Here is a 13,047-nt window from a genome sequence, read left to right as displayed (position 1 = left end):
CAGTTCGACTGAACTATCATGCACTCACATGCAAATGTATGCAACCAGATTCGCCGAGGCCCAGCCTGATGTGGGCGGGGTCTCGTCAGGGGGCCGCCCGACTACTCGGTGCGCTCGGGATGGCGCGGACTGGCGCGTTCGATCCACACCGTCCGGCGCTCCTCATCGACGAAGGACCAGATACGCCCAGCAGCCGTTGCTTCGACCTGCCAGCGCGCAACCGGTTCGCCTCTGAAGAGTTCCGTCGAGAGGGTGCCCCTCATCTGATGGCGGCGGTCCGGGTCGCGGGTCTCCTGAGGGTGACTGCGCATGATGGACCAGGCGTCATACGTGTTACCCGGCGCCTGGTTGCAGAGTTCGTCCCGGCCCTTGGCCGCCTACGCGTTCTGGAAGCGGATCTCGTATTCGCCCTTCTTTGGAGGGGGTGCGACCCGGTCTCCGCGCTTAGGACTCATCCCGCCCCCTGGAGGCGGAACCGGCCCGAAGTCGGCGTCGGGATCACGCTCACGCGTCAGTGCTTCCAGCGCCTCGGGGTGCGCGTAGACCTCAGCGGCGTGCTTCCACTGGGTCACCGGCGTCAGCACCGGGGCGTTGGTGTCCAACTCCTCGATGGCGTGCAGCAGTTCGGCGAGCTCGGCGAGAAACGTCTCGGCATCCTGCTCCGGCAGAAATCTCGTCCACGGGAACACCTCAGGGGCTACTGCGAGCGCCACGCGGCGTTTCTCCTCACCGCCCGAGATCAAGGCACGCAGAAGGCGCACGGGACTCGGCGAGCTTGGCCGTGGTCGCCTTGGGTCTGTTGACGAACTCGGAGAAGGGCACCTCAGGAATCATGGCCATGACATTGAATGCACTTTGAACGCCACACACTGTCAGGAGAATCCGCAGGCCTGGTCAGCGGCCGGAGATGCGGGTGGCGATCCCGGCCAGGCGCGAGGTGTGCGCCTTGTCCTCGGTCCGCGACTCGCGGCGGTCGGCGCTCCGGTACAGCCCGTGGATGACCTGCGTGCCCACCCAGCGCAGGGGCTCGGGCTCCCAGCCGCGGTCGCGGTGGCCCACCCACGGCAGGCGGGTCAGGTCGGTCTCGCGGCGCAGGACCAGGTCGCGCAGGGTGCGCCCGGCCAGGTTGCTGGCGGCCACGCCGCTGCCCGCGTAACCGCCCGCCCAGCCCAGGCCGGTCTCGGCGTCCAGGTGCACGGTGGGGCGCCAGTCGCGCGGCACCCCCAGCACACCGGACCAGGCGTGCTCGACCGGCACGTCGGCCACGTCGGGGAACATGCGGGTGAGCGCCCGCCACAGTTCGGCGATGGCCTGCGGCTGGGTGGCGCCCTCCTCCTCCTGGGCCGAGCCGAAGCGGTGCGGGACTCCGCGCCCGCCGATCGCGATGCGGTCGTCGGCCGTGCGCTGGGCGTAGACGTGGGAGTGGGCGGTGTCACCCAGCAGCTCCCGGCCCTCCCAGCCGATCTTCTCCCACAGTTCGGCGGGAACGGGCTCGGTGACGATCATCGAGGAGTTCACCGGCTGCCAGTCGCGGCGCTGGCCGCGCAGGGTGGAGGTGAAGCCCTCGGTGGCGCGCACGACGTGGTCGGCGTAGACGGTGCCGTGCGCGGTGACGACCGCCGGGCGGGCCGCGCCCCGGCGGGGGCGGATCTCCTCCACCTCGGTGCCCTCGAAGACGGCCACGCCCAGGTCCTCCACCACCCGGGCCAGCCCCGTGACCAGCTTGGCGGGCTGCACCCGGGCTGCGTGCGGGGAGTAGGCGCAGGCCACGGCTCCCGACACCGACAGCCGGGGCTCGCGCTCGCCGTCGAGCAGGTGGATGTCGTCGGGCCAGTAGCCCCACTCCTGGAGGTACTCGATGTCCTCGGCCAGGCGCTGGCGCTGAGCGGCGTTGGTGGCCACCAGGCGCATGCCCCCGCGGACGACGTCGGCGTCGACGCCCTCGGCCTCGGCGACCGAGACCACCTCGGTGACGGTGTCCATCATCGCCCGCTGCAGGGCGACCATCGCGGCCTTGCCGTGTGACTGCGCGTAACGCTCGCGGGAGCCCGCGAACTCCGCGGACAGCCACCCTCCGTTGCGGCCCGAGGCGCCGAAACCGGCGAACTCACGTTCGACCACCGCCACGCGCAGGTCCGGCTGCTCCTTCTTGAGGTAGTAGGCGGTCCACAGGCCCGTGTACCCGGCCCCGACCACGCAGACGTCGTAGTCGGCGGTGCCGGGCAGGGGCGCGCGGCGCTCGGGGAGCCCGGTCTCGCGGAACCAGAAGGAGACGCCCCCGTTGGCGAAGCGCGAGGACCGTGGAATCGCTCTCATCTGCGCGGCAGTGGTGAACAGTCCCATGATTCCCCCCGAAAAACTGTGCGCTCACGGTCCACCCCGCGGGACCCACGAACTTCCGCCAACCTACACGGGAACGGCGGCCGGTGGGATGTCCTCCCCGCCTCCGGGTCCGGTGGCGCACCGGCGAAGCGCGGATTCGACTACCGAGAGTTCCGACCCGAACGCGCCGTCAGCAGCAGGAGCTGTCACGGAGCGTACGCGCGATGGCGGCGAGCTGGCGCACCCCGTCCTCGCCGAGCGGGCCCAGGACGTGTTCGCGCAGCCGCTCGACGTGTCTGGTGCGCGCCTGGCCGATGAAGTCCAGGCCCCTGTCGGTCAGGACGGCGTAGACGACCCGGCGGTCCGAGGCGCAGTTCTCCCGTTCCAGATAGCCCTCGCGCTCCAGACGGTCCGCGAGCTTGGTGAAACCGCCCGTGCTCAGGCTGACCTCACGGGCCAGGCGGCTCATGGGCAGCCGGTGGCCGGGCGTGCGCTGGAGACGTATGAGGACCTCGAACCACGGCCCGGCCATGTCCTTGCCGTCCGGGGTGATGCCGCCCAGGAGCTTGGGCTGGACGACGTTCATGGCCTCGTGGACCAGCCCCCACGCGGTGATGAGGTCGTCGTCGCTCGTCGCGCCGCCCGCCCCGCCCGCTCTGTCCGCGGCCTCGATCGGCTCTGTGGTCATGTCCGCTCCCTCTCCCTCCCCGGGCGGACGCCGACGCGCATCCCACCCACAAGAAATATCTTCCCAGTAAATTTTACTCGACGCGGGACGTTTCGCCCAGTGGATTCGTCCCGAACACGTCACACCCGGCGCGCGGAATCACGCACCGGGTCGGGAAGGCGGCTGCGGGAGGCGGTCGGAGGAGGGCGGTCGCGGAAGGAGGTTTCCTCCACGGGGCCCCGCCGGGGACACGGCGGGGCCCCGTGGTCAGTGCCGGGCCGCGACCGCGTCCAGCGCGGCCGCCAGGGTGGACACCATGTGGTCGATCTGCTCCCAGGTGATGATGAGCGGCGGGGAGACGAGCAGCGCCGTGGGAATCGGCCGTACGATCACGCCGCGTGCCCGCGCCTCGGCGAACACCTCCTGGGTGGTGATCCCCCGGCCGCTCAGGGCCTCCTCGGTGAGCTCCACCGCTCCCATGACGCCCAGGCCCGAGCGGACCTCGGCCACCATCGGGTGGTCGGCCAGACCGCGCAGGGCGCCGTCCAACTGGCGCTCGATCTCCAGCGACACCGTGAACAGGTCCTCGCGCTCCAGGATGTCCAGGTTGGCCATCGCCGCCGCGCACGCCGTCGGGTGCCCGGCGTAGGTGGTCCCGTGCAGGAACGGGTTGCCCTCGCCGTTGTAGAAGGGGTCGGCCACGCGTCCGCTGACCACGACGCCGCCCAGCGGCAGGTACCCGCTGGAGACGCCCTTGGCGAAGACGATCATGTCCGGGTCGACACCGAAGCGCTCGATGCCGAACCAGTTCCCCATCCGGGCGAAACCGCAGATGACGCTGTCCACGACGAAGAGCACGCCGTACTTGTGGCAGATCCGCGACACCTCGGCGAAGTAGTCCTCCTCCGGCAGGAAGACCCCGCCCGCGCCGATCACCGGCTCGGCGAAGAAGGCGGCGACCCGCTCGGGGCCGACCCTGAGGATCTCCGCCTCCAGGGCCTCGGCCGAGTCGTGGGGCACCACGGAGGTGTCCTCGACCAGCCTGCCGTAGCCGCTGCGGAACCGGTCCATGCCCGAGATGCTCGTGCCGAACCCGTGCAGACCGTGGTAGCCGCCGGTCCGGCTGATCAGGTGGGTGCGCGCGGGCTGGCCGGTCACCGCCCAGTACCGCCGCGCCAGCTTGGCGGCCGTGTCGATGGACTCCCCTCCCCCGCAGGTCAGGATCACCCGCGGGTCGGCCACCGGGGCGTGCGAGGCCAGGCGCTCGCACAGTTCCACCGCGGGCCCGTTGGCGAAGTCCCCGTAGACCGTGTAGGCGTCCAGGGTGCTGATCTGGCGGTGGACCGCGTCCGCGATCTCGGTACGGCCGTGGCCGACGTTGCAGTACCAGAGGCTGGCCGTACCGTCCAGGTAGCGGTCGCCGGAGCTGTCCCAGAGCCATACGCCCTCGGCGCGGGCCACCATGAACTCCGGACCCCTGACCACCGTGTTCATATCGCAGAAGGTGTGCCAGAGGCGACTGGGCTCCCGCTGTTGCGTGGGAGCGAGTGCGGACGAGACAACCGTTTCGGTCATATGGCGACCTCCGAGCCGTGTCATGCGCGAGAGCGCAGTGGAAAACTCAGGTTGATCCAGCCTGCACACGGGCGCCCGTTGGTGGCAGGTGCTTGCAGGCTAAGCGTGCGACCCGCCTCACAGCAAGAGCCAAAACGAAGATCCATGCCCCGAAACACAAACTTCATGCCGGCTACCCTCGGGGGTCGGCACCAAAACCCCTGCTGGGCTGGAAGAACTCGCCGAAAAACAATCTGGAATCCGGGCTCGCCGACGGAGCTTTCACCGACACCTCTGGCGTGGCGTGACGGTGTGCGACCTGCGCGCCACACGCGGCGCGCGGTCCCGCGTACACACGGGGGCGGGGCCGGCCACTCCCGTACTCGGCAAGTGACCGGCCCCGCCCTGGCCCAAACACGCGCGTCTCGGCCGCGCGGAACGGTTCTCCGCGTCAGCCGCGCAGGACGGCCCCCGTGCGCTCGGTCGCCAGGGCGACGGCCGCGTCGCGCGCCGCCCCGGCCTCCTCCGCCGTCAGCGTCCGGTCGGCGGCCCGGAAGCGCAGGGCGAAGGCCACCGACTTGCTGCCCTCGCCGACCTGGTCGCCGGTGTAGACGTCGAACAGGCGCACGCTCTCCAGCAGTTCACCGGCGCCCTCGGCCAGCGCGTCGCTGACCCGCCCGACCGGCACCGAGGCGTCCACGACCAGGGCCACGTCCTGCGTGGCCACCGGGTACGTGGAGATCTCCGGCGCGGTGACCGGGGTGCGGGCCCGCTCGATCCGGTCGAGTTCGACCTCCACCGCGGCCGTGCGCTCGGGCAGCCCGAACGCCTGGACGGTGCGCGGGTGCAGCTCTCCGGCGTGGCCCACGAGCAGGCGCTCGCCGTCCACGCGCACGTACAGCGCGGCGCAGCGGCCCGGGTGCCACGGGGCGTGCTGATCGGCCTCGACCTCCAGCTCGACCCCGGCGACGCGGGCGACGTCGCGTGCGGTCTGGACCGCGTCGGCCCAGCCGGCCTCCCGACCCGGGCCCCACCATCCGGCGCGTTCGGCGTGGCCGGAGATCACCGCGCCCACCCGGCGCGGCTGGTCCGGCAGGGCGGCCTCGATCCGGGCCAGCTCCTCGGCGTCGGGCCCGCGGTCCACGGAGAGCATGGGCGCGCGGGGGGCGCCGGGCCTGGGCCGGTAGACCAGGCCCGTCTCGTACAGGGCCACGTCGGTGAACCCGCGGCCCGTGTTGCGGGCCAGCGCCTTGAACAGGCCCGGCAGCAGCGTGGTGCGCAGCAGCGGCTCGCCCTCGTTGAGCGGGTTGGCCAGGCGCAGGGCGACGCGGCGGTCGTCGTCGGCCGCCAACTGGAGGCCGTCGAGGTCGCGCTCGCCGACGAAGGGGTAGTTCAACACCTCGTGGAAGCCGGTCCCGGCCAGGGTGCGGCCGACCGCGCGGCGCAGGCGCTGGCTCGCGGTCAGACCCCGGCCCGAGGCGCGCGGGCGGATCGAGGGGATGTTCTCGTAGCCCTCGAAGCGGATGACCTCCTCGGCGAGGTCATTGGGGTCGGTGATGTCGGGTCGCCAGCTGGGCGGAACGACCTTCAGGAGGTCCCCGTCGGCCTCCACCTCGCAGCCGACGGCGCGCAGCCAGCGCTGCGTGGTGCCCTCGGGGTAGTCCACCCCGGCGACGGCGCCCGCGTGGGAGGCCCGCACCGTGACCGGCTCGCGCGCGGCGGTGCGGTCCAGGTGGGTGTAGGCGGTCTCGACGACGGCCCCGCCCAGCTCCGCGAGCAGCTCGACCGCGCGGGTGGCGGCGGCCAGCTGCACGGCCGAGTCCACGCCCCGCTCGAAGCGGCGGGAGGACTCCGAGGACAGCTGGTGGCGCCGCGAGGCGCGGGCGATGTGCATGGCGTCGAAGTGCGCGGCCTCGACCAGCACCTCGGTGCTGGTCAGGGAGATCTCCGTGGTCAGGCCGCCCATGACCCCGGCGATGTTGACCGGGCCGCTGTCGTCGGCGATGACGATGTCGTCGGTGTCCAGGGAGCGCTGGACGTGGTCCAGGGTCTCCAGCTTCTCCCCCGCCTCGGCGGCGCGCACCCGCAGGGCGCCCCGCAGCTGGGCGCGGTCCCAGGCGTGCAGCGGCTGGCCGAGTTCGAGCATCACGTAGTTGGTGACGTCGACGGCCAGGGAGATGGGACGCACGCCGCACTGGTGCAGGCGGCGCTTCATCCACAGCGGGCTGGGCGCGTCGGGGTCGAACCCGGTGGCGCCGCGCAGGACGTAGCGGTCGCACAGGGCCGGGTCGATCTCGGCGGGGTGGCCCTCGCCGCCGGACCCGGCGACGGCGATGTCGGCCGGGTCGTGGAAGTCGACGCCGTACAGCGCGGCGGCGTCGCGGGCCACGCCGCGCAGGGACAGCGCGTAGCCCCGGTCGGGCGTGACGGCGATGTCCAGGACGTCCTCGCGAAGGCCGAGCGGCCCGACGGCGTCCTCGCCCACCGCGCCGAAGCCCTCGGGCAGCACGATGATGCCGCTGTGGTCCTCCCACAGGCCCAGCTCGCTGGCAGAGCAGATCATGCCGGCCGACATCCGGCCGTAGGTCTTGCGGGCACCGATCCGGAAGCCGCCGGGCAGTTCGGCGCCGGGCAGGCAGACCACGACCAGGTCGCCCTCGGAGAAGTTGCGGGCGCCGCAGACGATCTCCTGCGGCTCGCCGGTGCCGTTGGCCCCGCCCACGTCCACCCGGCAGTAGCGGATGGGCTTCTTGAACCCGGTCAGCTCCTCGATCTCCAGCACGCGGCCGTACACGATGGGGCCGGTGACGTCGGCGCCGAGCTCGTCGACGGTCTCGACCTCCAGGCCCGCCAGCGTGAGGCGGCCGGCGAGTTCGCGGGCGGTGGTGCCGACCGGGAGGTCGACGTACTCCCGCAGCCAGCTCAGGGGGACGCGCATCAGTTCTCACTCCCGAACGCCGAGGTGAAGCGGATGTCGCCCTCGACCATGTCGTGCATGTCGCGCACCCCGTGCGCGAACATCAGTGTCCGTTCGATTCCCAGGCCGAAGGCCCAGCCCGTGTAGACCTCGGGGTCCACGCCCGCGGCGGTGAGCACGCGGGGGTTGACCACGCCGCAGCCGCCGATCTCGATCCAGCCCTCGCTGGAGCAGGTGCGGCAGGGCGCGTCCGGGTCGCCGACCGAGGCGCCCCGGCACACGAAGCACTCCATGTCGACCTCGGCGGAGGGCTCGGTGAAGGGGAAGTAGGAGGCGCGGAAGCGCGTGCGCAGTCCCTCGCCGAACACGCCCTCGACGTAGGCGTCGATGGCCCCGCGCAGGTGGGCCAGGGTGACGCCCCGGTCCACGACCAGGCCCTCCAGCTGGTGGAAGACGGGGCTGTGGGTGGCGTCGAGCTCGTCGGTGCGGAAGGTCTTGCCGGGCGCGACCACGTACACCGGCAGCTCCCGGGAGAGCAGGGCGCGGATCTGCACCGGCGAGGTGTGGGTGCGCATGACCAGGCCGGACTCGCCCCCGTCGGGGCCCTGCACGAAGAAGGTGTCCTGCATGGTGCGGGCGGGGTGGTCGGGCTTGAAGTTGAGGGCGTCGAAGTTGAACCACTCTGCCTCGACCTCGGGGCCTTCGGCGATCTCGAAGCCCATGCCGACGAAAATGTCGGCCACGCGCTCGGCGACGGTGGTCAGCGGGTGGCGGGAGCCGCGCGGCGCCCGGTCCCAGGGCAGGGTGACGTCGACGCGCTCCTCGATGAGCACGCGCTCGTCGCGCTCGGCCTCCAGGACGGCCTGGCGGGCCTTGAGGGCCTGGCCGACGTCGCGGCGGGCGCCGCCCACGCGCTTGCCCGCGTCGGCCTTGGCCGCGGGGGGAAGGGCGCCGATCTCCCGGTTGGCCAGGGCCAGCGGGGAGCGGTCCGAGGCGTGCGCGAGCCGGACCTCCTTGAGTTCGGCGAGGTCGGCGGCGGCCTCGACGGCGGCCAGCGCCTCCTCGCGCATGCGGGCGACCTCGTCGGGGTGCAGGGAGGTCACCTCGACGGGGTCGAAGGAATTGTTCGGTGCAGACATGGTTGGTTGCCTCGCCGCCGACGTCCCCGGCTTGGCGGACGGGCGGCAGTCACGGTCCGCGGCGGGGCGGACGAAGCCGACAGGAAGAGCACAGGCGGATTTCGGGCGTACCCGGCAGAGGACGTGTGTCGCGGAGCCCGGGGCACGCCGTTGCGCCCACCGGGGAGGCTGGAGGGTCTGAGTGCCTCAGACGAACTCGGGTGCCCCGGCGGGCATGGTAAATCGGAACTCCGCGCCGCCGCTGGGGGCGCGTCCGACGGTGATCGTGCCGCCGTGGGCCTCGACGAGGCCCTTGACGATGAACAGTCCGAGGCCGGTCCCGCCCCGGCGCTTGCTGCGCCAGAACTGGCGGAAGACGCGCGGAATGGTCTCGGGCGCTATGCCCTGGCCCTCGTCGCGCACCGACACCGCTGTTCCTCCCTCGCAGGGCTCGATCACCACACTGACAGTACCAGCGCCGTGCCGCACCCCGTTTTCCACGAGGTTGGACAGGATCTGCTCGATCTTGTCGGCGTCGAGCCACATGCGCGGCAGCTCCCCGCGGGTCTCGACCCGGAAGCGCTCCTCCGGCTCACCGGAGGCGACGCGGCCGGCCACGACCCGGCGCACGGCGTCGGGCAGGTCCACCACCTGGCGGCGCACCTCCAACCGGCCCGACTCTATGCGGGAGACGTCGAGCAGGTCGTGGATGAGGCGGGTGACCCGGTCGGCGTCGGCGTTGACCGTCTCCAGCATGAACAGCTTCTGCTTGTCGGTGAGCCGTTCCCACTTGGCGAGCAGGGTTGAGGTGAAGCCCTTGACACTGGTCAGGGGCGAGCGCAGCTCGTGGGCGACCTCGGAGACCAGGTCGGCGCGGGAGCGCTCGGCGTGCGCGGAGGCGTCCCGGAGGGTGACGACCAGGCGGACGAGTTCTCCCCCGGGGCGGGCGCGCACGTAGCGCGCGGCGACGAGCACCTCGCGGTCGTCGGGCAGCAGGAGGGCGCGCTCGGCCTGGCGGACGCGGTCGCGCGCGCCGCCGTAGGGGTCGCTGGCCTGCCACCAGTCGTTGCCGTCGATGCCCACGAAGGGCAGGACGGAGCGGTAGTCGCGGCCCAGGGCGGACTCGGCGGGGATGCCCAGGACGTGGGCGGCCTGGGTGTTGAAGAGCACGACGCGTCCACGGGAGTCGGCCACCACGACGCCGTCGGGCAGGTCGTCGGCGTGCAGCGGGGTGCCGCCCGGTCCGGCGGGCGAGCCGCCGTCGACCTCCCACAGGGTCACGGGTACGCGGTCGCCCGTACGGGGTCCGGGAGCGTTCTCGGCGGGGGCCTCCGCGACCGGTCCGGCTCCGTGCCCGGGGTCGTCCGGGGAGTGAGCGGTCCCGCTGCCCGAGTCCTCCGCCGGGTGGTCCACCTGCCGGCCGCTGCCCACGCCTCTCCCCGCTCCCCTTGAAGGTCCACGACCACAGGCTCCTGGGCCGAGGACCGCTGACCGGTCGTGTCCGCAACACCCGTGGACACCACCGCAGGTTGTCTACCCTGCACTTCCACCTGGTACGCCTCGCGGCCCGGGAACGGGCGCCCGACGACAGACGAGCGTACAAGCCCTCTTCGGACGCCCCGCCTCCCGGGAACGGGGATCACGGGCCCCGGCGCGCGGCGCGTGCTCACACCATGTCGTCAAGCCTGCCGGGTGGGGCAGGAAGGACACGGCGTCGCACCCGCGACACGGGTAGGCCGACCGGGTCCTACGCGCGACGCGCATGGACCCTCCGCGATCCCCAGGCCCCGACCCTATAGGCACGCGGTGCCGGTGCACGTGCACTTCGGACGAACGCGGTACCCGGAATCCGCACGGGCGCCGACGGCGGGACCCGCGCGCGGGAGCGGCGTGAACGCAGCCGATCCATCACGCAAGGTGACCACTGGTGCCGTGAGCTGCGCGGATCCGAACCCGTCCGCTCCGGCTCAGGAACGCCGCTGCTGCCGCGCGGTGGTGTAGAGGCAGACCGCGGCGGCCGTGGCCAGATTCAGGCTTTCGGCCCCGCCGTAGATCGGGACGCTGACCGCGCCGTCGGTAAGGGCGACGGTCTCCTCGGGCAGTCCCCAGGCCTCGTTGCCGAACACCCAGCCGACCGGGCCGTCCAGGTCGCCGCTGTCGGCGACGGCGTGCAGGTCGCGCCGACCGCTGCCGTCCGCGGCCCACACCCGCGCGCCCACGCCGCGCAGGAAGTCGACGGCGCGCGCCACGGGGACGCCCACGACCACGGGCAGGTGGAACAGGCTTCCGGCGGAGGCCCGCACGCACTTGCCGTTGTAGGGGTCGACGGAGGCGTCGGTGAAGATGACGACGTCGGCACCGGCCGCGTCGGCGGTGCGCAGCACCGTGCCGGCGTTGCCCGGGTCGCGGACGTGGGAGAGCACGGCCGCGAGGCGGACGTCGCCGACCCGCTCCAGCGGGACGTCGACGAACTCGCAGACGGCGATGACCCCCTGCGGGGTGACCGTCTGGGCCAGCTCCGACATCACGTCCAGGCTGACCCTGTGGGTGGGCACGTCCACCGCGCGGGCGGCGTCCACCAGGTCGATGTGGCGCTGCATGGCCTCCGCGGTGGCGTAGACCTCGACCACGCCGGGGGCGGCCCCTCCGTGGGGGGACCGCCCCTGGGCGCCGTCGACCGCGGCGGCCAGGGCCTCGCGCACAGCCTGCGGGCCCTCGGCGAGGAAGCGCCGCTCGCGTTGGCGGAAGGTGCGCTTGGCGAGCCGCCGAACCCCCTTGATCCTGGGTGAGCGGATGCTCGTGAACTCGTGGCTCGCCATCACCGCTCGCCTAGGCCGCGGCCTCGGCGGGGAGGGCCTTCTTGGCCGTCTCCACCAGGCTGGCGAAGGCGGCCTCGTCGTTGACCGCCAGCTCGGCGAGCATACGGCGGTCGACCTCGATGCCGGCCAGCTTCAGACCCTGCATGAAGCGGTTGTAGGTCAGACCCTGGGCGCGGGCGGCGGCGTTGATGCGCTGGATCCACAGGCGACGGAACTGCCCCTTGCGGTCCTTGCGGTCCCGGTAGGAGTAGGTCATCGAGTGGAGCATCTGCTCCTTGGCCTTGCGGTACAGGCGCGAGCGCTGCCCGCGGTAGCCGCTGGCCCGGTCGAGGACGACCTTGCGCTTCTTCTTGGCGTTGAGAGCCCGCTTCACGCGTGCCACTGGAACTCCCTAGTTGTCTCTTCCGGCGCGCGCGGCGCGCCGACCGGCCCGGCTGCGTCGAACCCGGCGGCCGTGTTGCTTCGGTGGTTCCCTCCCGGGGACCGTCACCGCACCGGCCGTGGTCGGCGGGCGGGCGCTTCCGCGGAGGTGAGGGGCCCGGGACTACTTGCCGAGCAGCTTGCGCATGTTCTTGGCGTCCGCGGGGGAGAGCACGGCCTCGTTGCCCAGCTTGCGCTTGCGCTTGGAGGTCTTGTGCTCAAGGATGTGGTTCTTGTTGGCACGGCGGCGCATGATCTTGCCGGAGCCGGTGACCTTGAAGCGGTCCTTGGCCCCACTGTGGGTCTTGTTCTTCGGCATGTCGCCGTCGTCTCCTACTCCGTCGGAGTGCCACCCGCCCCCAGGGGGCGGAGGACACGGTTCTTCCGCTGCTGTGTCGGGGACACCGCGCGCCGGTGCACCGCACCCGGGCCGTGCGCGCGCAACCCTTCCCACCACCCGGTCCCTGTCGGCGACCGGGCGGTGGGGGAATTCCCGTCGCTAGGCGTCCGTGCTCTGCTCGCGGCGGGACTTGTCCCCCGCCGCCGCACGGGCCTCGGCCTTGTGCTCGGACCGCCGCTTGTGCGGGCCGATCACCATGACCATGTTGCGACCGTCCTGCTTGGGCTGCGACTCCACGGTGCCAAGGTCCTGGACGTCCTCGGCCAGGCGCGCCAGGAGTCGGCGGCCCAGCTCGGGCCGGGACTGCTCACGGCCGCGGAACATGATCGTCACCTTGACCTTGTCCCCGCTCTTGAGGAACCGCACCACGTGACCCTTCTTGGTCTCGTAGTCGTGCGGGTCGATCTTCGGGCGGAGCTTGATCTCCTTGATGATCGTGTTCGACTGGTTCTTGCGCGACTCGCGGGCCTTGACCGCGGACTCGTACTTGAACTTGCCGTAGTCCATCAGCTTGGCGACCGGCGGACGCGCGGTCGGTGCGACCTCGACGAGGTCGAGGTCGGCCTCCTGGGCCAGACGCAGGGCGTCCTGCACGGAGACGATGCCGACCTGCTCGCCGTTGGGTCCGACGAGACGGACCTCGGGAACCCGGATGCGGTCATTGATGCGGGGCTCGGCGCTGATGAGACCCCTCCCTAGCTATGTCGGATTACCTGGGACCGGTCGCCCGCCTGGTGGTGGACGGCCGTGTGGACCGGGCCGCCCTCGTCCGTCGGGCCGCCGGTCGCGTCGGGGTCCGCATACAGCGAAAACCCCGCCAGCGTTTGCAA

11 protein-coding genes are annotated in these 13,047 nt (G+C 72.0%); all 11 read right to left on the bottom strand.

Annotated elements, in window-relative coordinates:
• Window positions 1-377 precede the first annotated feature (377 nt).
• Window positions 378-713 (bottom strand): hypothetical protein, encoded by a 336-nt coding sequence (locus KGD83_RS10270; protein ID WP_212643563.1) that lies wholly within the window; start codon window positions 711-713, stop codon window positions 378-380.
• Window positions 714-894: 181 nt separating this feature from the next.
• Window positions 895-2,316, bottom strand: coding sequence for an NAD(P)/FAD-dependent oxidoreductase (locus KGD83_RS10265; protein ID WP_212643562.1), 1,422 nt, complete (start codon window positions 2,314-2,316; stop codon window positions 895-897).
• Between the two features lie 196 nt (window positions 2,317-2,512).
• Window positions 2,513-3,010 carry a MarR family winged helix-turn-helix transcriptional regulator gene (locus KGD83_RS10260; protein ID WP_212643561.1) on the bottom strand — a complete coding sequence of 166 codons (498 nt, stop codon included), beginning with the start codon at window positions 3,008-3,010 and terminating at the stop codon, window positions 2,513-2,515.
• 246 nt (window positions 3,011-3,256) lie between these two features.
• Window positions 3,257-4,483, bottom strand: a complete 1,227-nt coding sequence (locus tag KGD83_RS10255) for an aminotransferase family protein (protein WP_212643560.1) — start codon at window positions 4,481-4,483, stop codon at window positions 3,257-3,259.
• 511 nt (window positions 4,484-4,994) lie between these two features.
• Complete coding sequence (pheT, locus tag KGD83_RS10250) at window positions 4,995-7,481, bottom strand: phenylalanine--tRNA ligase subunit beta (RefSeq protein WP_212643559.1); 2,487 nt, start codon at window positions 7,479-7,481, stop codon at window positions 4,995-4,997.
• Entirely contained in the window at window positions 7,481-8,599 is a 1,119-nt protein-coding gene (pheS, locus tag KGD83_RS10245) for a phenylalanine--tRNA ligase subunit alpha (RefSeq protein ID WP_071622441.1), read from the bottom strand. Before pheS ends, pheT begins: the two co-directional genes overlap by 1 nt.
• Before the next feature lie 186 nt (window positions 8,600-8,785).
• Window positions 8,786-10,009 carry a sensor histidine kinase gene (locus tag KGD83_RS10240; protein ID WP_212643558.1) on the bottom strand — a complete coding sequence of 408 codons (1,224 nt, stop codon included), beginning with the start codon at window positions 10,007-10,009 and terminating at the stop codon, window positions 8,786-8,788.
• Window positions 10,010-10,545: 536 nt separating this feature from the next.
• Window positions 10,546-11,397, bottom strand: a complete 852-nt coding sequence (locus KGD83_RS10235) for a TrmH family RNA methyltransferase (protein ID WP_212643557.1) — start codon at window positions 11,395-11,397, stop codon at window positions 10,546-10,548.
• A 10-nt stretch (window positions 11,398-11,407) separates the two neighbouring features.
• Window positions 11,408-11,779, bottom strand: a complete 372-nt coding sequence (rplT, locus tag KGD83_RS10230; protein ID WP_212643556.1) for a 50S ribosomal protein L20 — start codon at window positions 11,777-11,779, stop codon at window positions 11,408-11,410.
• A 162-nt stretch (window positions 11,780-11,941) separates the two neighbouring features.
• Entirely contained in the window at window positions 11,942-12,136 is a 195-nt protein-coding gene (rpmI, locus tag KGD83_RS10225) for a 50S ribosomal protein L35 (RefSeq protein ID WP_013154086.1), read from the bottom strand.
• 180 nt (window positions 12,137-12,316) lie between these two features.
• On the bottom strand, window positions 12,317-12,883 hold the full coding sequence (gene infC, locus KGD83_RS10220; protein WP_256448866.1) for a translation initiation factor IF-3: 567 nt from the start codon (window positions 12,881-12,883) through the stop codon (window positions 12,317-12,319).
• Window positions 12,884-13,047: the final 164 nt, after the last annotated feature.

Origin of the sequence: Nocardiopsis akebiae (assembly GCF_018316795.1) — a bacterium.
Classification (GTDB): domain Bacteria; phylum Actinomycetota; class Actinomycetes; order Streptosporangiales; family Streptosporangiaceae; genus Nocardiopsis; species Nocardiopsis dassonvillei.
The sequence above is the reverse complement of the archived record's forward strand: the minus strand, read 5'-3'. Positions and strand labels throughout refer to the sequence as shown.

Coding starts and splice junctions, on each gene's coding strand:
- KGD83_RS10265 (WP_212643562.1), bottom strand. CDS start 2,316: ATGAGAGCGATTCCACGGTCCTCGCGCTTCGCCAACGGGGGCGTCTCC.
- KGD83_RS10260 (WP_212643561.1), bottom strand. CDS start 3,010: ATGACCACAGAGCCGATCGAGGCCGCGGACAGAGCGGGCGGGGCGGGC.
- KGD83_RS10255 (WP_212643560.1), bottom strand. CDS start 4,483: ATGAACACGGTGGTCAGGGGTCCGGAGTTCATGGTGGCCCGCGCCGAG.
- pheT (WP_212643559.1), bottom strand. CDS start 7,481: ATGCGCGTCCCCCTGAGCTGGCTGCGGGAGTACGTCGACCTCCCGGTC.
- pheS (WP_071622441.1), bottom strand. CDS start 8,599: ATGTCTGCACCGAACAATTCCTTCGACCCCGTCGAGGTGACCTCCCTG.
- KGD83_RS10235 (WP_212643557.1), bottom strand. CDS start 11,397: ATGGCGAGCCACGAGTTCACGAGCATCCGCTCACCCAGGATCAAGGGG.
- rpmI (WP_013154086.1), bottom strand. CDS start 12,136: ATGCCGAAGAACAAGACCCACAGTGGGGCCAAGGACCGCTTCAAGGTC.